The following is a 21,252-nucleotide window of genomic DNA, read 5'->3' as shown; positions in this document are numbered from 1 at the left end:
CGACGGGCCTCGGAGAGCCGCGCCAACACCAGCACCCCCACCCCCTCGGAGAAACCGGTACCGTCCGCCGCCGCCGCGAACGCCTTGCACCGCCCGTCCGGCGCCAACCCGCGCTGCCGGGAGAACTCCACGAACACGCTGGGGCCGGCCATCACGGTGGCGCCGCCCGCCAGCGCGAGGTCGCACTCCCCGCTGCGCAGCGACTGCTCCGCCAGGTGGATCGACACCAACGACGACGAACACGCCGTGTCCAGGGTCACCGCCGGCCCCAGCAGGCCCAGCACATAGGAAATCCGCCCCGAGGCAACGCTGGTGGTGCCGCCGGTGAGCACGAAGCCCTCCAGCTCCGCGGGCGTCTCCCCCGCGCGAGGCATGTACTCCTGCGGAATCACCCCGACGAACACGCCGCCCGCGCTGCCCCGGAGCGAAGCCGGGTCGATCCGGGCGCTCTCCAGTGCCTGCCACGAGGTTTCCAGCAGCAGGCGCTGCTGCGGGTCCATCGCCAGCGCCTCCCGCGGCGAGATCCCGAAGAACTCGGCGTCGAACCGCCCGGCGTCGGGCAGGAAGCCGCCCTGTGTGAGGTAGGTGGTGCCCGGGGCGTCGGGATCCGGGTCGGACAGCCGGTCGATGTCCCAGCCGCGGTCGGTCGGGAATTCGGTGCGGGCGTCCCCGCCGGCGCGGAGCAGTTCCCACAGGTCCTCGGGGGTGTGTGGGGCGCCCGGGAAGCGGCTTGCCATTCCGACGATCGCGATCGGCTCGCGAGCGGCGGCCTCGACGTCGCGCAGCTCGCGCTGGGCTCGCTGCAGGTCCGTGGTGACCCGCCTCAGATACTCTCGAAGCTTCTGCTCGTTGGACATCTCGGGCAGCCCCCTTCCGTTCGGACGTGCAAGATCACGCGATGTCGAGTTCGCCGTCGATGAAGTCGAAGAGTTCGTCGTCGGAGGCCGCGGTGAAGTCGCGCTCCCCGCCTGCCTCATCCGGCACCGCGAGCCGGCGCAGCGCCTCCTGCAACTGCTTGGCGAGCAGGCCCCGCTCGCTCTCGTCGAGCCGGGTCACCACGAGGCGGTCGAGTTCCGTCACGATCGAGCCCACGGTCGTTTCCTCGGTGGGCACGAGCAGTTCGTCCAGGAACCGGGCGAGCTCGGTCGGTGTCGGATGGTCGAACACGACCGTCGGCGGCAGGCGCAGCCCCGTGCCGTTGCCCAGTCGGTTGCGCAACTCCACCGCCGTCAGCGAGTCGAACCCGAGTTCCTTGAACGCGCTGTCCGCGTCGACCGCCGCGGCCGTGCTGTGGCCGAGCACGATCGCGGCGGACTCCCGTACCAGTTCCAGCAGTTCCTTGCGCCGCTGTCGTTCGGGCAGTGCCCCGAGCCGATCCGCGTGGGTCGCCGCGGTCGCCGCCGTCACGACCCGTCGTCGGGTCGGCGCCGCCGGGTCCAGGGCGAACAGCACGTCGGGCACCGGACGGCCGCCGGCGCGGAGTCGGGCCACGTCGACCGGCACCGCCACCACCACCGGACGGTGCAGGTCGAGTGCCGCGTCGAACAGGGCCAGGCCCTGTTCGTCGGTGATCGCGCCCAGACCCATCCGGGCCAGCCGTTCCCGGTCGAGTTCGCTCATGTGGCCGGTCATCGCGCTCTCCCGGGCCCACAGGCCCCACGCGATCGAGGTGGCCGGCAGCCCGAGCCCGCGCCGATGCTCCGCGAGCCCGTCCAGGAACGCGTTCGCCGCGGCGTACCCGCCCTGACCGGCGTTGCCCAGCACTCCGGCGGCCGAGGAGAACAGTACGAACAGCGAGAGGTCGTGCTCTCGGGTCAGCTCGTGCAGGTGCCATGCCGACTGCGCCTTCGCCCGCAGCACGGTGTCGAGACCCTCCGGGGTCAGCGCCTCCAGCACGCCGTCGGACATCACCCCGGCCGCATGGATCACGCCGGTCAGCCGGTGGGCGGAACGGACCAGCTCCGCCACCGAGTCCCGGTCGGAGACGTCGCAGGCCTGCACGGACACCTCGGCGCCCGCCGCACGCAGCTCCGCGAGCAACGCGGTCGCGCCCTCGGCCGCCGGACCGCGCCTGCTCGTCAACAGCAGCCGGCGCACGCCGTGTTCGGCGACCAGGTGCCGGGCGACGAGTGCGCCGAGCACCCCCGTCCCACCGGTGACCAGCACCGTTCCGTCGGGGTCGAGCGGGGCGGGCAGGGTGAGCACGATCTTGCCGACGTGCCGCGCCTGGCTGAGGTACCGGAACGCCTCCGGCGCGCGGTGCACGGGGAACGCGGTCAGCGGCATCGGCCGCAGCGCGCCCTCGTCGAACAGGACGCGGATCTCCTCCAGCATCTCGCCGATGCGCTCGAACCCGGCCTCCATCACGTCGAACGCCCGGTAGTGCACTCCGGGATATGTCGTGGCGATCTCCTGTGCGTCGCGGATGTCGGTCTTGCCCATCTCCACGAATCGCCCGCCGCGCGGCAGCAGGGCCAGCGACTCCTCGACGTGCTCGTGGGCCAGTGCGTTGAGCACGACGTCCACGCCGCGACCGCCGGTGGCCCGCCCGAACCGCGCGGCGTAGCCCAGGCTGCGCGAATCGGCGAGGTGGTCGTCGTCGAATCCCCAGGCACGCAGCACGTCCCGCTTTCCGGCACTGGCGGTGCCGAACACCTCGGCGCCCCAGTGCCTGGCGAGTTGCAGGGCCGCGAAGCCCACCCCGCCGGTCGCGGCGTGCAGCAGCAACGACTCGCCCGCCCGAAGCCCGGCCAGGTCCGCGAGACCGTAGTAGGCCGTCAGATGCACCACCGGGATCCCGGCGGCCCGGGCGAAGGACATGCGCTTCGGCATCGCCACGACAAGCCGGCGATCGGAGATCGTGACCGAGCCCAGACCCCCGGTGAACAGGCCCATCACCCGGTCGCCCGGGGCCAGTCCGGTGACGTCCGCACCGACCTCCAGCACGATCCCGGCGCCCTCGCCCAGCGAGGACCAGCCGTCCTGCGCCACCATGCCCAACTCCAGCAGCACGGCCTTGAAGTTCAGCCCGCCCGCGCGCACCGCGATGCGCACCTCGCCCGCCTCCAGCGGGCGCAGCACCTCGGGGCACGCGGTGAGCGACAGGCCGTCCAGCTCACCGCGATAGGTCAGCGCCAGTCGCCACGGCACATCCTTGGGCGCCGGCAACGTCGGGGACGCGGACGCGCGGACCAGCCGCGGCACCGCGCCGACGCCTGCCCGGAGGACCAGCTCCGGATGCTCGGCGACCATCGCGGCCGGCAGCGCCCGCCGCGTGTACGGGTGGTCGTCGACGTCGATGTGCCGGAGCCGGCCCGGATGCTCGGTGCGCGCGGTGCGCAGCAGCCCGGCCACCGCGCGGTGGGCAGGTTCGTCCGCCCGGGTGAGCACGACCAGCGGCACGTCGGCGAGGTGTGGCTCGGTGAGCCACTCCCGCACGAAGCGCAACGTCTGCGAGACGACGTCCTGCAGCTCACCGGTGGGGCACGTCCACAACACCGCCGTCGCCGCCGACAGGGACACCGGGCGTTCGTGTGCCTCCGCCGAAAGCGTGACCCAGCCCGGCTCGGCGGGCGGCTCGGGCAGTTCGACCGGCACCGCGTCCAGGCCGAACAGCGCGGAGTCGTCCACGCGGGTCCGCCCGAACGCACCCGCGTCCACCGGCCGCAGCGCCAGTTCGCCGACCGAGGCCACCACCTGGCCGGCCTCGTCGGTCACGAGCACGGCGATCGAGCTCGACCCGACCGGGGTCAGCCGCACCCGCACCGTCCTGGCGCCGGTGGCGTGCAGGTGCACGTCGGTCCAGCCGAACGGCATCCGCAGGGCGTCCGTCCCGGTCAGGCCGGCCGCGTGCAGCGACGCGTCCAACAGCGCGGGGTGCAGCCCGAATCCGGTGACGTCCTGATCCTCCGGCAGGGCGACCGACGCGTAGACGACGTCGCCGTCTCGCCACGCGGCGCGCACACCCCGGAAGATCGGGCCGTACGCGTAGCCGCGGTCGGCCAGCGCCTCGTAGAACCCCTCCACCGGCACGGCCGGCGCGCCCGATGGCGGCCAAGCGGCCAGGTCACCGGACGCCGGCGGGCTCTCGGCGGTCAACACGCCCGTCGCGTGCCGCGTCCAGTCGTCTCGCCCGCTCGGGCTGGTGTGCACGCTCACCGGCCGGCCGCCGTCGGCCTCCGCGCCGATCAGCACCTGCAGGTCCAGGTCACCCTCGATCACCACCGGTGCCTGGATGGTCAGTTCACCCAGGTGACCGCAGCCGATCCGGTCCCCGGCATGCAGGGCCAGCTCGACCATCGCCGCGCCGGGCAGCAGCACCGAATCGCCGATCCCGTGGTCGGCCAGCCAGGGCTGGGCGGTGCGGGACAACCGACCGGTGAGCACCGACGTTTCCCCGTCCGCCGTGCGCAGTGCCGCGCCGAGCAGCGGGTGGTCGGCCCGGTGCAGACCCAGGGCCGCGGTGTCGCCGGCCGCGGCGACCTCCTTCAGCCAGTAGCGCCGGCGTTGGAACGGGTACGTCGGCAACTCGGCCGTCGTGGGCGGGATCCGCCAGTCGACGTCGACACCGTGCACGTACGCCCTGGCCAGCCCCGCGCGGAAGCGGGCCGGCCCGTCCTCGTCGCGGCGCAGCGACTCCAGCACGACCGCGTCGGACGCCTCCGCCTCCTCGACCGTCTCGCCGATCGCGGTCGTGAGCACGGGGTGCGCGCTGACCTCGACGAACACCCGGTGTCCCCGGTCGAGCAGCGCGCGAGTGCCCGCGGCGAAGCCGACCGTGCGGCGCAGGTTGCGGAACCAGTACTCGGCGTCCAGTTCGGGGCCGGCCACGACCTCGTCGGTCACCGTGGAGTGGAACGGAACCCGGGTGGGCCGAGGCTCGATGCCGGCCAGTGCCGTGACGATCTCGTCTCGCAGGGCCTCGACGTGCGCCGAGTGCGAGGCGTAGTCCACCGGGATGATTCGCGCGCGGATGTCGTCGGCCGTGCAGGACGCGACGAGGTCGGCCAGGTCGTCGGGTGTGCCGGAGACGACCGTGCTGCCGGGCCCGTTGATCGCGGCGATCTCCACCGCGCCCGCGTACCGCTCGATCCGGTGCGCCACCTCGGCCGCCGGGAGTTGCATGGACGCCATGCCGCCGGTGCCGGCCAGTCGGGTGATGGCTTTGCTGCGCAGGGCGACGACGGCCGCAGAGTCCGCGAGGGTCAGCGCGCCGGCCACGTATGCGGCGGCGATCTCGCCCTGGGAGTGGCCCAGCACCGCGTCGGGGGTCAGGCCGTGGTGTCGCCACAGCTCGGCGACCGAGATCATCACGGCCCACAGGGCCGGCTGCACCACGTCGACCCGATCCAGTGGCCCGGCGAGGGCGTCGAGCAGGTTCCACTCGACGTGCGGCGCCAACGCGTCGGCGCAGTCGTCGAGTCGGGCGCGAAAGACGGGCGACTCGCGGTACAGGTCGAGGGCCATCCCGGACCACTGCGAGCCCTGGCCGGGGAAGACGAACACCGTCTTGCCGCGGGCGCGGGCGGTACCGACCAGCACGTCCGGGGACGGCCGTTCGTCGGCGAGTGCCAGGAGTCCCGCCGACGGGTCGTCGGCGGTGACGGCCGCGCGGTGGACCAGTCGTGGCGCTCGGGTGGCCAACGCGCCGGCCACGGGCGCATCGGGGTTCGCCGTGATGTGGGCGTGCAACTGCCGGGCCCGGGCCGCGAGTGCCGTCGTGGAGGAGGCGGACAGCAGCAGCGGCACCGTCGCGTGCCCGGGCCGCGGGCCCGACTCCGGCTCGGCGGCGTGCTCGGACTCCGGTTCCGGCGGGGCCTGTTCGATGATCACGTGGGCGTTGGTGCCGCTGATCCCGAATGCCGAGACCGCGGCCCGGCGCGGCCGGCCGGTCTCGGGCCAGGCGCGCGCCTCGGTCAGCAGTTCCACCGCGCCCGACGCCCAGTCCACCGCGGGCGTGGGCTCGTCGATGTGCAGCGTCCTGGGCAGCACGCCGTGCCGGATCGCCGAGACCATCTTGATCACGCCACCCACGCCTGCGGCGGCCTGGGTGTGCCCGATGTTGGACTTCAGCGATCCCAGCCACAGCGGCTGCCCCTGCGGACGTTCCCGGCCGTAGGTCGCCAGCAGCGCCTGCGCCTCGATCGGGTCGCCGAGCCGGGTGCCGGTGCCGTGCGCGTCCACGACGTCCACGTCGGACGGCGTCAGGCTTGCGTCGGCCAGTGCCCGGCGGATGACCCGCTGCTGGGACGGCCCGTTCGGCGCGGTCAGACCGTTGGAGGCGCCGTCGGAGTTCACCGCGCTGCCGCGGATCACCGCGAGCACGGGATGCCCGAGCCGGTGGGCGTCGGAGAGCCGCTCCAGCACCACCATGCCGACGCCCTCGGACCACCCGGTACCGTCCGCCGACGCCGAGAACGCCTTGCACCGGCCGTCCTCGGCCAGCCCGCGCTGGCGCGAGAAGTCCACGAACGTGTCCAGCGACGCCATCACCGACGCCCCGCCGGCCAGCGCCAGCGAGCACTCCCCGGTCCGCAGCGCCCGGCTCGCCAGGTGCATCGTCGCCAACGAGGACGAGCACGCCGTGTCGACCGTCAGCGCGGGCCCCTCCAGGCCGAGCAGGTAGGCGATCCGGCCGGAGGCGACGCTGGCCGCACTCCCGGTCCCGCCGAATCCGTCACCGCCCTGCCCGGACTCCTCGGCGCCGAGCCCGTACCGCTGGCCGCCGTGGCCCATCAGCCCGACGAACACCCCGGTCTCGCTGCCCCGCAACGACTGCGGGTCCATCCCGGTCCGCTCCAGCGCCTCCCAGGACGTCTCCAGGAGCAACCGTTGCTGCGGGTCCATCGCCAGCGCCTCCCGCGGCGAGATGCCGAAGAAGTCGGCGTCGAACTCGGCCGCGTCGTGGAGGAATCCGCCGCCGCGGGCGTAGAAGCTGCCCGGCACGCCGGGGTCGGGGTCGTACCGGCCGTCGACGTCCCAGCCGCGGTCGGTGGGGAAGTCGCCGATCGCGTCCCGGCCTTCGACGACCAGCTCCCACAACCCGTCCGGCGAGACGACACCTCCCGGGAAGCGGCAGGCCATGCCGACGATCGCGATCGGCTCGCCGGCCGCCCGCTCCAGTTCCTGCAGGCGCTCGCGTGTGTCCTGCAGTTCCCCAACCGCCTGCTTGAGGTAGTTCCGCAGCCTGCCCTCGTTCTCCATCGTCTCGTCACTCCTCCGGCCGAGTACTCAACTGGTGCCGTGCCCGGCGACGTTTGCCCCGTGGCGGTGTTCGGTGCGGGGTCCCTCGGCGCGCCGCCGGACCGTCCTCGTACTCGGAATACTCGAAGTACTCGGACGTTTCGGCGGTGCGGCGAGAGGCCGTTTCGGGCGCCGCCACGGGGTGAACGGCGCCGGGGGCGGCACCAGGCCAGTCAACCCTGCGGGGCTGGTGGGCAACCGGGTCCCGGAAACCCATACGGACCCGCGAATCTGGCTTCCCGGACCAAGGAAACCGGTCCGTGCTCAGCCGGCGGCATGGCAGAGCCTCGGCAGGTCGTGTTCCCGCGGTGCTTCGACGGGCGGGTCGAGCGTCACCGGCTCCAGGGTCATCCAACTGGCGTGCCGCTGACCGTCGCCCCATCCCGGGCGCCTGCGGAACAACTCCGGCCGAGCCGCGGCGACCACCAAAAGTGGCATCGGTTCCGGCAGTTCCAGCAACTCTTCGATGGTCCGCAGCGCCGCGTTGTCGGCCAGATGCAGGTCGTCGACGAACACCACGAGCGGGCGGTGCTCGGCAAGCTTCGCCACGTGCGGTGTGGTCACCGGCACGCCGGAGTTCAGCCGCACCGTCGCCGCGTCCTCGGCGCGACTCTCGAACGCCGTGAGCAACCGGGACTTGCCGATCCCGGGGGCGCCCAGGACCAGGACCAGGTGCGGCCGGGCACGGCGGCGGACCCGCTCCAGCAGGCTGCTCAGCACGTCCAGTTCGGGCTCGCGGTCGAAGAACTCCGGCGGGGCGAAGGTGTCGCGACAGCGCCCCTCGACGGTCCACCGCGGCCGAAGTCCGCCCTCCCGGCCGTACCGGATCGTCGACCCGGTCAGTGCCCTGGTCCGGCCGCAGACCACGATCTCGCTGTCCTCGGCGAAGCGGAGCAGGGACTCGCAGTCGGCGAGCAGTGCGCCGTTGACCGGCAGCGGCTCCAGGAACACCGCACCGGGACGGCTCGGGATCTCGCCCGTCGACACCGCCACCCGCAGCACGGGCCGCTCGCCGTCCGGCACGTCGAAGCAGATCCGCCGGCGCAGCGACATCGCGGCGTGGACGGCTCGTTCGGCGATCTGTTCCCCGCCGCCCTCCTGCGGCGAGGTGGGTCGGAACACGGCCAGCGCGACGGAGCCGGTCGACCCGGCAACCACGCCGCCGAGCCGCTCCACCTCCTCGCGCACGGTGGTCGCGGTGCGTTCCAGGGCCGCGCCGACGTCGGTGAGCCGGCGGCCGGCTCCGAAGTCGGCGCGGATCAGCACGGCGCTGACCGTGCTGCGATCGTCGGCGTTCGGCGGGGCGACCCACTGGACCATCCGGCGAACCGGCCGCTCCCGCTGCTCCGGCTCCGGCTCCGGACCGAGGCGGGAGGGCACCACCGGTCGCGCCGGCGCCGCGGGGGCCGCGATGGACGGGTCGTGCACCAGGATCGCGTGTTGCAACAGCCGTAGTTCCCGGCCGGGTTCCAGGCCGAATTCCTCGGCCAGTCGCAGTCGCACCAGGCGGTAGACCGCCAGCGAATCGGCCTGTCTACCACTGCGGTACAGCGCGAGCATCAGCTGGTGACACGCCCGCTCGCGCAGCGGCTCGGCCTCGACCATCGCCTCCAGCTCGCCCAGGACGGCCTGGTGGTGTCCATTGGCCAACTCGGCCTCGTAGTAGTCCTCCATCACGTCCAGCCGGGCGTTCTGCAGCGCCGTCAGCTCCGCCCAGGAGTGCCCGGTCTCCACCAGGTCGGCCAGCGCCCGCCCGCGCCACAGCGCGAGCACCTCCCGCAGGGTGTCCGCCGCCGCGGCGGGCCGGCCGGCGGCCAGTTGGGCACGGCCGGCCTGCGCCTGGCGGTGGAAGCGGAACATGTCGACGTGTTCCGGGTCGACCTGCAACTGGTATCCGTGCGAGCAGGTCAGCAGCGCCGGCGGGCGGGCGTCTCCCCGCGCGTGCTCGGCGAACATCACGCGCAGGCCGCGCACCGCGTTCTGCAGGATCTTGCGTGCCGTCGGCGGCGTCTCCTCGGTGCCCCACAGTCCTTCGAGGAGCTTGCTGGTCGCCACCTCGCGGTTGGCGTTGAGCAGCAGCAGGCCGAGCGTCGCGCGGCGCCGGTCGCCGCCGATCGCGATCGGTTTCTCGTCGTCCATCAGTTTTAACGGGCCGAGCACCAAGAACCGCAAGAGAGCCCCCGTGTAGATCGTTCCTGTTCAGCGTTCAACCGAGCAGCGTTCAACGAAGCCGAGTCCACCGGGCAACGTTCAACGAAGCCGCGTTCGACCGAGCCGAGTTCGAGCCGGCGATGAGGACCCGCCTACAGCCATTCCGCTTCGCGGCCGGCGGCGTGCGGTTCGGGTGCGATCACGCGCATGGTCGTCGGCGGGTCCTGCCGGACCGGCACCAGGTGCAGGCACTCGGTTCCCTCGGGTGGCGAGAACGAGGCCAGGCAGGCGCATTCGGCGGTGCCGAACCCCGCGAACCGGTATGCCACTTCCATCATTCGGTTGCGTTCGGTGCGTCGGAAGTCGGCGACCAGGTGCACCCCGGCCCGCGCCGCGGCGTCGGTGAGCCAACGCAACAGCACCGCGCCCGCGCCGAACGAGACGACCCGACAGGACGTCGCCAGCAGCTTGATGTGCCATGCCTGCGTGGTCTTCTCGATCAGCATGACCCCGACCGCGCCGTGCGGGCCGAAGCGGTCGGTCATCGAGACCACCAACACGTCGTGGTGCTCGTCGGACAGGAACGAGCGCAACGCGGCGTCCGAGTAGTGCACGCCGGTCGCGTTCATCTGGCTTGTCCGCAGGGTCAGTTCCTCGACCCGGGTGATCTCCTCGTCCCGGGCCTTCCCGATCCGCATCACCAGGTCGAGCGAGCGCAGGAATTCCTCGTCGGCGCCCTGGTACTTCTCCCGCTCCGTGTCCCGCTCGAACCCGGCCTGGTACATCTGCCGACGACGACGTGCGTCGACGGTGACCACCGGCGGGCTGAACTCGGCCAGATCGAGCAACATGCCGGCCTGCTCGGCCGGGTAGCACCGGACTTCCGGCAGGTGGTACTCGACCTCGGCGCGTTCGGTCGGCAGGTCGTCGATGAACGCGATGGTCTTGAGCGAGAAGTTCAGCTGCTCGGCGATCCTGCGCACCGACTCGGACTTCGGACCCCAGCCGATGTGCGGCAGGACGAAGTACTCGGCCAGGCCCAGCACTTCGAGTCGCGCCCAGGCCTCGTCATGGTCGTTGCGACTGGACACGGCCTGCAGTACGCCACGTGCGTCGAGTTCCACGACCACCTTGCGGACGGCTTCGTCGACCTCTACGTGGCCGTCCTCGACCAGCGTGCCGTTCCAGAGTGTGTTGTCGAGGTCCCAGACCAGGCACTTCACGATCGGTTGTGTTTCGGACATCTCCGCCCCCGTTTCCTGCGACCGCCTAGCCCGCCGCGGAGGCGGCGTGCTCGGCGAGTATCAGCTGGCAGATCTCGTTGCTGCCTTCGATGATTTCCATCAACTTCGCGTCCCGGTACGCCCGCTCCACCACATGGCCGCCCGCCGCCCCCGCGGAGGCGAGCACCTGCATCGCCGAGGCGGCGCCGCGGGCGGCGTTCCCGGCCGCGACGTGCTTGGCCAGGACCGACGCCGGCACCTGTTCCGGCGAACCGCCGTCCCAACTGCGGCTCGCCTGCTCGCAGGCGAACGTCGCCGTTCGTTCCGCGGCATAGAGCTCGGCCAGGTGCCGGGCGACGAGCTGGTGCCCGAGCAGGGGTTTGCCGAACTGTTCGCGGTTCGCGGCGTGTCGGGCAACCGCCGTCAGGCATGCGCGCAACATGCCGACGCAGCCCCAGGCCACCGACAAGCGGCCGTAGGTCAGCGCGATGGTGGTCAGCATGAGCATCGGCTGGCCGGCCACCGCGAGCAGGTTCTCCGCGGGCAGCCGTACCTGGTCGAGCTCCACGCGGGCGTGCCCGCCGGCGCGGCAGCCGAGCGGGTCGGCCACCCGGGTCACCCGGACACCGGGTGCCGACGTCGGTACCACGGCGATGGCGCCGCCGGACCCGTGGCGCCCGAACACGACGATCCAGTCCGCGTAGGCGGCGACCGTGATCCACGTCTTGGTGCCGTGCACGACGATGTCGTCGCCGTCGCGTCGGATCTCGGTGGCCATCCCGGCGAGATCGCTGCCGGCACCGGGCTCGCTGAACGCGACGGCGGCCAGTTCCCCACCGGTGAGCCGGCCGATGTACCGCGTTCGCTGTGCCTGGTCACCGAACCGCTGGATGGTCCACGCGGCCATCCCCTGGGAGGTCATCACGCTGCGCAGCGAGCTGCACAACGTGCCGGTGTGGGCGGTGAGTTCCCCGTTGTCGGTGCCGGACAGGCCGAGCCCGCCGAACTTCGGGTTCGCCTCGGCGCACAGCACTCCCTTGGCGCCGAGTCCCCGGAGGACGTCGATCGGGATCTCGCCCGCCACGTCCCACTCGCTCGCCGCGTCGGCGACCGTGTCGGTCACCAACGCGGTCAGGGCGTCAAGCACCACCGTCACCGCCGGTGCGCAGCCGGGTCACCAGCGAACTCATCGCTCGCACGGTGCGGAAGTTGTCCATGGCGAGGTCGGCGCCCTCCACGGCGACGCCGAACGTGCCCTCCACGTACACCACCAGTTCCATCGCGAAGAGCGAGGAGACCGCGCCCGAGGCGAACAGGTCCACCTCCGGCTCCCAGGTCGCCCTGGTCTTCGCCTCGAGAAACTCGCCGATTCGCTGCTCGATGTCGGCGACCGTCAGATCCGTTGTCGCGTCCGTCATGGGAAAAGCCCCTTCCTCATCGCACCTTGTTCTTGCGTACCAACGTGATCCCGTCCGCCATGACGAGCATGGACAGTTCCACCCTGCTGTCGGCCAGGAGTGCGGCGTTCAGCGCACGGATGGCCACCGTGTCGGGATCGTCCGCCTCGGGGTCCGCGACCCGGCCGAAGTAGAGCGTGTTGTCGAGCACGATCAGGCCGCCGGGCCGCAGGTGGGTCAACGCCTCTTCGTAGTAACGCGCGTATCCGGTCTTGTCGGCATCGATGAAGACCAGGTCGAAGGTCTCCGGCCCGTGTTCGGCCAGCAAGGTCTCCATGGTCTCCGCGCCGTCCCCGAGCCGCAGCTCGATCCGGTCGGACACCCCCGCGCGTTCCCAGTACCGTCGGGCCACCCTGGTCCAGCGCTCGTTGATGTCGCACGTGACGATCCGCCCGCCGGGCGGCAGCGCCCGGGCCATGCACAACGTGCTGTAGCCGGTGAAGGTGCCGATCTCCAGCACCCGGTCGGCACCGGTCAACCCGACCAGCATGGCGAGCAGTTGCCCCTCCTCGGGCATGGTCACCATGGCGTTCAGGGCCGGCATGGAGGCGGTCTCGGCGACCAGGTCGCGCAGGATCTCGTCGTCGCGCAGGGATACCGACCGCACATAGTCGAGCAGGCGCTCGCTGATCTCCACCTGGCCGGCCATCAGCGGGCGCCGTACTCGTAGAAGCCACGCCCGGTCTTGCGACCGTGGTTGCCTTCGGCGACCTTGCGCAGGAGCAGTTCGCTCGGGCGGCAACCCTCGTCCCCGGTGCGCTCGTACAGTACCGCCAGGGAGTCGACGAGGTTGTCGATGCCGATCAGATCGGCGGTCCGCAGCGGTCCCGTCGGGTGCCCGAGGCAACCTTCCATCAGGGCGTCGACGTCCTCGACGGTGGCCCGGCCCTCCTCGACGACGTTCGCCGCGTCGTTGATCATGCGGTGCAGCAGCCGGCTGGTGACGAAGCCGGCCCCGTCCGCGACCTCGATCCCCTTGCGTCCCAGGGTGGACAGCAGGTCCCGCACGGCCGACATCGCCGGCTCACCGCTGCGCGGCCCCCGAATCACCTCGAGCGTCCCGATCAGGTAGGGCGGGTTCATGAAGTGCACGCCCACCAGAGACTCGGGTGCCGGAATCTCCCCCGCGAGCTCGTCCACCGGGATCGACGACGTGTTGGTGATCCGCAGCGTCCCCGGCGCGACCACGGAGGCGATCTCCCGGTGCACCTTGGCCTTCAGCTCGGCGACCTCGGTGATCGCCTCGATCACCCAGGTCGCACCCGAGGCCGCCACCGCGGAGTCGGCGAGTTCCAGTTCGCCGATCGGGCCGCCCCGTGGGAGCGCACCCATCATGTGCGCGAGCCGAAGCTCGCCCCGCAACCGCTCGCGTGCCGTGCTCAGCCGTGCCGGGTCCACGTCCACCAGCACGACCGGGACTCCTCGCCCGACGGCGAGGGTCGCGATACCGATCCCCATTACTCCCGCGCCGAACACCGCAAGCCGCGGTGCGCCCCCGTTTTCGGTCATCGGCCGACCACACCCTGCCGTCCCGAAACGGTACAGGGCTTTCTCGGCCCCCGAACGATGTCACGAAAGACGGACCCGCTCATAACCACCCCAGATTTGTGCGGAAAGTTTGCGTGCGGAAATGTTTTCGACAGGAATCGTGCACATCAAGGCAGCGTTCGGCCGATGCGGGCGAACACGGAAAGAATGAATCGTCGGGTCGACCGAGTCGCATCTTTGCGACGCCGACTGCAAGGCCGTCCTCGGTGCAGACTTCTGCAACACCCCGAGTCCGAGGAAAATAACCCGGAATGAATTCGTACAGGTTGCTCTACGCGCAACTCACCTCGCCGCCGTGGGCCCCGAAACCCGGCATGAAACGCTCGGATCGACCGGTGACGCGAGGGATGAACGGATCGACGCGGCCCCCTTGGTGTTCGGCGGACATCCCCGCCGTCGCGCGGTTGCGACTCCCTACAGTGTGTGACAGAACCGCTGCGGACTCCACCCCCCGACCCGCTCATCAAGCTGCACTTCCACTTGATGAAACTCACGCGACCTGCTCTTGACCAGCGCGTGAGAACACGACACGGCGAACGCCCCCCGGCGGGGCGCGAGCCGACGGACGAGTCGAGGGGATGCGCGGCCGCGGCCGGCCGGGGCGAGCGGAACCGGTTGCCGCTACACGTCCTCCACCAGGTTCGCCTCCTTCACGAGGTAGCCGAACTGGAATCGGCTCGTCGCGCCGAACATTTGCATGACCTGGCCGATGTGTTTACGACAGGTGCGCACCGATACACCCAGACGCCGGGCGATGGCTTCGTCCTTGGCTCCGGAGATCAACATCCTGACGATCTCCTTCTTCATGTCACTGCTGATGACCTCGGTTTCGGCCCGCCGACTGTCGAAATCCTTCGCCGTCGCCCAGACATGGTCGAAACACGAGTAGAGAAATTCGATGAGCGAGCGCTCCTGCACGACCACGGCACCGCCGTCCTCGCCGTTCGCGAGGATATATGCCGCAGTGCGGTCGAAGATGTATATCTTTCCGAAAAGCGCTCCCGCCGTCCGTATCTCGGCGCCGGCGTCGACCAGCTTCCCGGCATACTCGCGGATCGGTATGTCGAACCGTGCGGCGTGCTGGTACAGGACCCGCATCCGCACGCCCCGGCCGAGCAGTCGGAAATCCCGATCCTGTACCTCGGCCGACTCGTCGACCGGCCACCCGCCGCGGGGTTGCATACAGACGACCTCGTGCGAGCTGTTCGCCGCCGCCTCGGAGAGAAGTAATCTGACCGTCTCGGGCTCCTTCACGACGTCGAACGAGTTGGCGTTCCGACCGCCGAACTTGCTCGACCGAAACAGCAGCGAAAGCCGGGCGAGCTCGTTCCGGAGCTGGCCCGTCGCCATTTTCCAACCGAGCAGCTCGCGCTCGCTGCGCGTCAGCAGTTGCGAGGAGGCGATACTCGGGTCCGCCGGAACGAACCAGGCGTCCCGCTGACGGGACGCCTGAATGAGCCGGAGTTCCAGGAGTTCGGTGATGATCTCCTCACCCCGGCCGGGATTCTCGAAGCCGAATTCGTGTGCCACGTCGTCGGCCGCGAAGCCTTCTCTGCCCAGACTCCATTCATAAACTTCGAAAATTCCGGCAACCGGTTCGGGAAACAATGGCACTCCCAGTGAACTATGCATTCCTTCCATTTACCTCGGGGCAGGATACCCGAGCGGTGTCGAATGTTTCCACCGATACGCCGGTATAGAAAAATTGATCCCTAATGGGCCATTCTCCGCCGCAGTGAGCGATATGCGAGAGGAAAAATCGTTCCCGCCGGCCTGTTTTCGCCTTTTCCGCCTCGCCGGTGCGTCACGGCGGCGCGAGAGGTGTGCGCAAGCATGGCGCGCACGGCGTGCCGATGCCAGCCCCGACGGCGGCCGATCCGCCGCTCGTCCGCGCCGGCGCCGAAGTCACGACCGGCGGATGCCTCCGGCACGGCACGGCGCCCGGGTCGATGGACCGGTTCTCGGGCAGGTACGGCGGCCCCGGCACGAGCACTCGTCGAGCGCGGCCCGGGCGACGAAACCGCCTAGCCGGCTGTGCTCGGTGCGGCCGACGCGGCCCGGGCGGCCCCGGCCCCGCCGGCTCCCGGCCGCGGCGATGCCCCCGCCGCGAACGGTTCGGCGTTCTCCCGGAACGACCCGAACACGCCGCGGTGAAATACCAGTGGCTCGGGCTCGTCCTGGTTCACCCGCAGTGCGGTCACCTCGGCGATGAGGATGACGTGGTCTCCGGCGACATGCTCGACGTCGATCGAACACGACATCCAGGCGATCGCATCACACAATTCCGGACCGGCCGCCGACCGGGTCCACCGGACACCGGCGAACCGATCGATGTCCTTGACCGAGAACTGCCGGCACAACTGTCCCTGGCCGCTGCCGAGGATATTGGCGCAGAATCCGCCGCTCTGCCGAAGATCGACCAGCGTCGCCGACGCGTTTCCGACGCACAACATGACCAGCGGCGGATTCAACGACACCGACATGAACGAATTGCAGGCCATACCGACGGGCCGACCGAACGGGTCGGTCGTGGTGATTACCGTTACCCCGGTCGGCAGGTATCCGAGGGTGCGCCGGAAATCCTTCGTGTCGAACGGGGCAACCATGATCGACTCCTCCGGTAGCAACTCCTCGAAGCATAATGAGCACTCCGAGCGCCGCATTGGGACGAGTCACCAAGACCTCCGGCGGAATTTGGCTCCCCGGCGCAGTCATCGGCCCGCCGAAGCCGTCACCCGTCGGCCGAGCCGTTCACCGGCCGCCTCGCAACGAATCCCGGTATCGCCCGAGGGCGAACGACCCTGTGACGCGGGAATGCGAACGGGCCGGCTCGATGAACGAGCCGACCCGCCGGGTGCGTACCAGACGCCCGCCGCTCACTTCTCCAGATCGGGACGTACCCGCAGGGTCAACGTCGACGCGGCGTCCAGCGACGTCTCGTTGATCGCGTAGACGACTCCCACGGTGTCCGAGTCGGCCCACACGCACGTGGGCAGCGCCTTGCCGCCCGATTGGATGCTGGTGCAGCGCAGCACACCGCCGAGCGCACCGGGGCTCATCTCGCGAACGTTGCCCACGTCCGCCGACTTCTCCTGCGCCCCGTCCTGCATCCCCTCGATGATCTGATCCATCACCGTCGTCGGCGACAACAGCGGCGACGGGTTGGCCATCACCATGACCAGCGCCGTCGGCGTGGCCGCCCCGGCCGGGCCGTAGGCGGCCACCTTCGAACCGGCCACCGCCTGCCGCCGGATGGTGGTCTGGAGCGGATAGGCGTCGTCGCCCATCCGGTCGAGACCGCCCGCCCGCGCGGGGGTGTCCACGGTGCGCTTGGCCGTCGACGGCGTGCCCGTGGGCCGAACCGGCGGCTCGGGCGGCGCGGGCGGCGCCGAGGTGGGCCGACCGGTCACCGAGGCCGAAGCCGACGACGTGGGCTCGGCCACCGAGTCCTTGTCGTCGGAGGAGAACGCCCCGGTCGCCCCCAGCACGGCGACGGTACCCACCGCCAGCACGGCGACCACGGCCCCCACGATCAGGCCGACCTTGGGCCCGCGGCGCGGCGGCGGCTGCGGAATGCCGTATCCGGGCGGCCCGTACATCGGCTGCCCGGGCGGCGGCGGCGCGGCGTAGGGGTGGGCGCCCGGTTGGTGGGCGCCGGGCGGCGGCCCGTAGGGCCCACCGTACGACTGGCCAGGGGGCTGAGCCCCATACGATCCCGGCGGCGGTCCATAGGGCCCGCCACCGGGCGGCGGCGGCTGCTCGCCTCCTGCCGGCTGCTGAAACGACACGATCCACTTCCCCGCTACGAAAACGACGTCGATCGACGCATCGCCATCCTGCCCCACCGCGACAAACCGCCCACAAGGTGGTCCCGCCCGCGCCGGGAGCCGGACCTCGACCCTGCGCCGGCCTCGGAGCGAACTCCCGGCCCGGCGGGGAGGGTTCGCCGCCCACGACCGGCCGGGGTCTCCCCTCGTGGCGGCGCGGGTGCGGGCTCGGGCGGGGGGTGATTGTCGGCGGGAGCCGGCCGGGGTCGGTACGGTGATCGACGCGGCGTTGCGTCGGGGGTGCCGGACGGCGGTCGCGCACGGGGCGGATTCGGGACAGGAACACGGGGGGCGCGATCGTCATGACGCACTCATTGCCACCACAGGGTCGGGGCCCGGGGCCGGTGCCCCAACCATGGGGCGGGCCGGCCGAGCCACGCCCGGCGAGCGGCCCGGCCGCGCCGCGCAAGGGCCTGGTGATCGTGGTCGGCGTGCTGATCACCGCCGCGTCGGCCGCCGCGATCGTGTTCCTGGTGTTGTGGTTGCACAACGTCGGCCAGTCGGTGGGCCCCGTGGACCGGAGCGATCTCAAGAAGGACCTGCCCGGTCCGCACGACGTCGGCCTGGGTGCCCCGGTGACACCCGGCACCCCGGGAGGCGGCGCGTGAGCACCCCACAACACCCGCACGACCCGGACGGCACACCGAGCCCGCAGGACCCGTGGGACGAGCAACGGCGGGCCCGGGCAGGACAGTCCACGCCGCCGACCTTCGCGCCCCCGCCGTCGGCCGCGACACCACCGACATTCGCACCACCGCCGTCGGCCGCAACCCCTCCGCCGTTCGCACCGCCGTCATCGGCCGGGGCCCCTCCGCCGTTCGTGCCGCCGGCCCGGGCGCAGACGCCGCCCGCGTTCGCGCCGCCCCCGGACCCCACCCGGTCGCATCCCCAACCGCCCGCGCCGGACCCGGCACGGCAGCAGTCCCCGCCGCACATCCCGACCCAGGCCGGGCCGCGACCGCAGGCGCAGCCGGTTGCCCGACCGCAGCCCCGTTCCGCGCCGTTCCCGAATTCCTCCGGCGGCGGGTTCGTCGCCAACCCCAACCTGCCGCTGCACGACCCGCATCCGCAGCCCGCGCCCCACCCGCAGCCGCACCCGCCCGGGTACGCCGGCCCGGCCGGTCCCGGCTCACCGCTCCCGCCGGCTCCGGCCCCGATGCCGCTGCAACCCGCGCCCTCGGCGCACCACTTCGTCTTCGGCCCGCCGCTCGCCCCGGGCCGGATCCGGCCCGCGCGCGATCGCCCGATCCTGCTCCGCAGCACGATCCTGGCCCTGGTGGTACTCGCGATCGCGAGCGTGGGCGCGGTGCGCCAGGCCGTCCACCCCGACGACTACGACAACACCGGCGAACGCGTCGCGGTCGCCTGGTCGTTGAAGGAGGGCCGGGACGGCCCCAAGCCCCCGCCGATCGCGGTCGCCGACACGCGCACGCTGGAGGGCACCTGGTTCCAGGGCGACACCGTGGTCCGCTCGGAACGTGCCCGCGTGGTCGCGTACCGGGTGGCCGGCGGGGCCACCGTATGGGAGAAGCCGCTCCCGAACGGCGCCGCGATGTGCGCCGCGGGCGCCGAGACCGACGGGCCGATCGCCGTCGTCGTCTACGGCGTCGGTACCGCCTGCGACCGGATCGCGGGCATCGACATCACCTCCGGCACCGAGGTGTGGAGCAAGCCGCGCACCGCCGACGGACCCCCGGCCCGCGAGCGCCTGGCCGTCTCGCGCGGCGTCGCGGTCAGCGGCGACACCGCGTTCCGGATCAGGGACGGTGCCCGACTGTGGGTCGCGGACCGCACCTTCGCGGCGGGCTGCCACGTCACCGGCTTCCGCGGCGGGCCGGCGCTCGTCGCCAACGGACTGTGCGGGACCACCGACGCCGTCTGGGCCGTGGACCCGCTCACCGGCAAGCCGGCCTGGGTGCACAAACTGCCCAGGGACGGCACGGTGCCCAAGGACGGGTCGCCGGTGGTGTCCACCTCCCCGGTGATCGTCGACGAGCCGAACACACCGGGCGGCCCGGCCCGGCTGGTCGTGCTGTCCGACCGCGGCGAACCCGCCTACTCGATCGAGGTCGGCGGTCCGCTGGTCGGCGACGCGCGCGACGACGCACACAGGAGCACGCACGACACCGTGCCGCGCATTCTCGCCGACCGACGCACGATCTACGTGCCCGGCAACAACGGGCAGTCCGTGCACGCCTCGAATACGCCCGGGGCCAACCAGATCATCGCGGTCGACCGGGAGAGCGGCCGGGTGCGCTGGATCTCCGCGCTGCCCGCCGCCGTCAGGATGCTGCGCCTGAGCGTGGACAGCAAGGCCGCGCCGATCTCGGTGGACCCGGACGGCGGTCTACGGGTGTGGGTCAACGCCCGGGGCAGCAAGCCGCCGCGCCTGGTCCGCTTCGATCCGGAGACCGGCCACATCCGGGTCCTCGACGAGTATCCGCTGCGGCTGGGCGTCTCCCTCGCCGAGGCGATGCCCACGCCCTTCGAGCACGACGGCCGACTGTTCCTGGTCGACGAAAGCACCGCCGGCCTCGGCTACCGCCTGATCGTCGGCGCACGACGCGGGGTCTGAAGCCGGTCGCGCCCGCCCGATGTGTGGTGAGCGTCCGTCGGGCCGGGTCCGGTCCGGGCGCGGACACCCGGTGAACCGGTGTCCGCGCCGGGCCTCAGTTCGGTCCCCGGACCGCGCCCGGGGTCTGCGGGGACCGCGACCCCCACGGGCCGCTGCGCCAGGTGATGCCGTTCCAGCGGCCGAGTCGGCGGATCTCCCAGACGCCGAGCCCGGTGATGATCACCGAACCGCCCACGCCGACCACGGCCTTGATGTTGTCCGGCACGATGTCGGAGCCCGCGAACAGCGGGTTGTCGGTCTTGACCAGCAGGTCGGTGAGCGCGAACGTCCAGGCCAACCACATCGCCATCAGCGCGGGCAGGATCGGGTGCCCGTCCGCCGCCGAGAACAGATGTTGCGCCACCTGCCAGATGGCCACCAGGGCGAACCCGAAGACCCAGATCCCGGCGACCATGGACACCCACGACAACACCAGTTGCACCGTGGTCCCGTCCGTGCGCAGCGTGTTGGTGTCGGCGCCGAGGCCGGCGCCCTTGCGGCAGACCACGGCCAGCGCGATGCCCGACACCGGGACGACCAGGAACAGCCCGACCGAGCGGATCGGATGGATCAACTGCCGCATGGTCAGCGAGCGCAGGTGCGGCCGGGCGCAGAGCACCAGCACGAAGCCCATCAGCAGGATGCCGACGATGCCGTACAGCGGCAGCAACACGAGCCGACGCACCATCGCCGACGCGAATTCGGAGATCACCTGCGCGCCCTGCACCTTGGTGGTGGTGCCGGCCGCCTCGCCGGAGGTGTGCGTGCGCTCCTGGTACAGCCCGCGCAGGAACACGGCCAGCACGATCGTCAGACCGAGCCATGCGCGCACCCGGTTGAGGTTGCCCATCAGCCCGTCCGGCTTGCCGATCCGGTGCGCCGGGCGCAACATCCGGTGCGCGAGTACACCGGGCACGACCACGGAGGCCACGTTGGCGATCCAGCGCCGCTCGATCTGCGCGGGCGTCTCGACGGCCGCGTGGGCGGGTGTGTGCCCGGGTGCGTATGGGTGTGGAAGCGTGTGTGCGTGCTGGCCGGCATGGGCCATCGGTCGGAACCTCCCCGCAGAACGACCGGCTCGGGCCGCACCACGTTAGCAACGCGCGCACGCTGCCACGCGGGCTGTCCGACTCCCCCGGTGAATCCGGCGGCGGCGCCCGATGCCGCACCTCGGCGTGCGCCGGGCATCG

14 protein-coding genes are annotated in these 21,252 nt (G+C 71.6%); 2 read left to right on the top strand and 12 right to left on the bottom strand.

The annotated features are described in order from the left end of the window. From ACIBM5_RS32935 to ACIBM5_RS32885, 11 genes are all read right to left on the bottom strand, one after another. On the bottom strand, positions 1-857 hold an 857-nt coding region (locus tag ACIBM5_RS32935), incomplete at its 3' end, for a beta-ketoacyl synthase N-terminal-like domain-containing protein (RefSeq protein WP_396010269.1). Positions 858-891: 34 nt separating this feature from the next. Continuing rightward, positions 892-7,203 (bottom strand): SDR family NAD(P)-dependent oxidoreductase, encoded by a 6,312-nt coding sequence (locus tag ACIBM5_RS32930; protein WP_396010268.1) that lies wholly within the window; start codon positions 7,201-7,203, stop codon positions 892-894. A 303-nt stretch (positions 7,204-7,506) separates the two neighbouring features. Continuing rightward, positions 7,507-9,381 carry a BTAD domain-containing putative transcriptional regulator gene (locus ACIBM5_RS32925; RefSeq protein ID WP_396010267.1) on the bottom strand — a complete coding sequence of 625 codons (1,875 nt, stop codon included), beginning with the start codon at positions 9,379-9,381 and terminating at the stop codon, positions 7,507-7,509. Positions 9,382-9,545: 164 nt separating this feature from the next. Continuing rightward, entirely contained in the window at positions 9,546-10,637 is a 1,092-nt protein-coding gene (locus tag ACIBM5_RS32920; RefSeq protein ID WP_396010266.1) for an HAD-IIIC family phosphatase, read from the bottom strand. A gap of 25 nt (positions 10,638-10,662) precedes the next feature. Continuing rightward, the gene (locus ACIBM5_RS32915) at positions 10,663-11,772 is read right to left on the bottom strand and encodes an acyl-CoA dehydrogenase family protein (RefSeq protein WP_396010265.1); all 1,110 of its coding nucleotides are present in this window, start codon (positions 11,770-11,772) and stop codon (positions 10,663-10,665) included. Beyond that, positions 11,756-12,034, bottom strand: coding sequence for an acyl carrier protein (locus ACIBM5_RS32910; RefSeq protein ID WP_391585893.1), 279 nt, complete (start codon positions 12,032-12,034; stop codon positions 11,756-11,758). Before ACIBM5_RS32910 ends, ACIBM5_RS32915 begins: the two co-directional genes overlap by 17 nt. A gap of 16 nt (positions 12,035-12,050) precedes the next feature. Next, positions 12,051-12,722, bottom strand: coding sequence for an O-methyltransferase (locus tag ACIBM5_RS32905; protein ID WP_396010264.1), 672 nt, complete (start codon positions 12,720-12,722; stop codon positions 12,051-12,053). Then, on the bottom strand, positions 12,722-13,582 hold the full coding sequence (locus tag ACIBM5_RS32900; RefSeq protein ID WP_396010263.1) for a 3-hydroxyacyl-CoA dehydrogenase family protein: 861 nt from the start codon (positions 13,580-13,582) through the stop codon (positions 12,722-12,724). Before ACIBM5_RS32900 ends, ACIBM5_RS32905 begins: the two co-directional genes overlap by 1 nt. A 660-nt stretch (positions 13,583-14,242) precedes the next feature. After that, positions 14,243-15,235, bottom strand: a complete 993-nt coding sequence (locus ACIBM5_RS32895; RefSeq protein ID WP_396010262.1) for a LuxR C-terminal-related transcriptional regulator — start codon at positions 15,233-15,235, stop codon at positions 14,243-14,245. A gap of 410 nt (positions 15,236-15,645) precedes the next feature. Next, entirely contained in the window at positions 15,646-16,284 is a 639-nt protein-coding gene (locus tag ACIBM5_RS32890) for a flavin reductase family protein (protein WP_396010261.1), read from the bottom strand. A gap of 213 nt (positions 16,285-16,497) precedes the next feature. Continuing rightward, positions 16,498-17,409, bottom strand: coding sequence for a hypothetical protein (locus ACIBM5_RS32885; RefSeq protein ID WP_396010260.1), 912 nt, complete (start codon positions 17,407-17,409; stop codon positions 16,498-16,500). A gap of 341 nt (positions 17,410-17,750) precedes the next feature. Between ACIBM5_RS32885 and ACIBM5_RS32880 the strand changes: the two genes are divergently transcribed. Further along, positions 17,751-18,056: a hypothetical protein gene (locus ACIBM5_RS32880; RefSeq protein WP_396010259.1), complete on the top strand. Its 306-nt coding sequence runs from the start codon at positions 17,751-17,753 to the stop codon at positions 18,054-18,056. After that, positions 18,053-20,023 carry a PQQ-binding-like beta-propeller repeat protein gene (locus ACIBM5_RS32875; protein ID WP_396010258.1) on the top strand — a complete coding sequence of 657 codons (1,971 nt, stop codon included), beginning with the start codon at positions 18,053-18,055 and terminating at the stop codon, positions 20,021-20,023. The genes ACIBM5_RS32880 and ACIBM5_RS32875 overlap by 4 nt, the downstream gene beginning before the upstream one ends. 94 nt (positions 20,024-20,117) lie before the next feature. On the opposite strand, the gene ACIBM5_RS32870 is transcribed toward ACIBM5_RS32875, so the two are convergent. Further along, positions 20,118-21,110, bottom strand: a complete 993-nt coding sequence (locus tag ACIBM5_RS32870; protein ID WP_396010257.1) for a hypothetical protein — start codon at positions 21,108-21,110, stop codon at positions 20,118-20,120. Positions 21,111-21,252: the final 142 nt, after the last annotated feature.

This window comes from Embleya sp. NPDC050493 (assembly GCF_044458105.1).
Taxonomy (GTDB): domain Bacteria; phylum Actinomycetota; class Actinomycetes; order Streptomycetales; family Streptomycetaceae; genus Embleya.
This window is presented reverse-complemented; position numbering and strand designations above follow the sequence as displayed.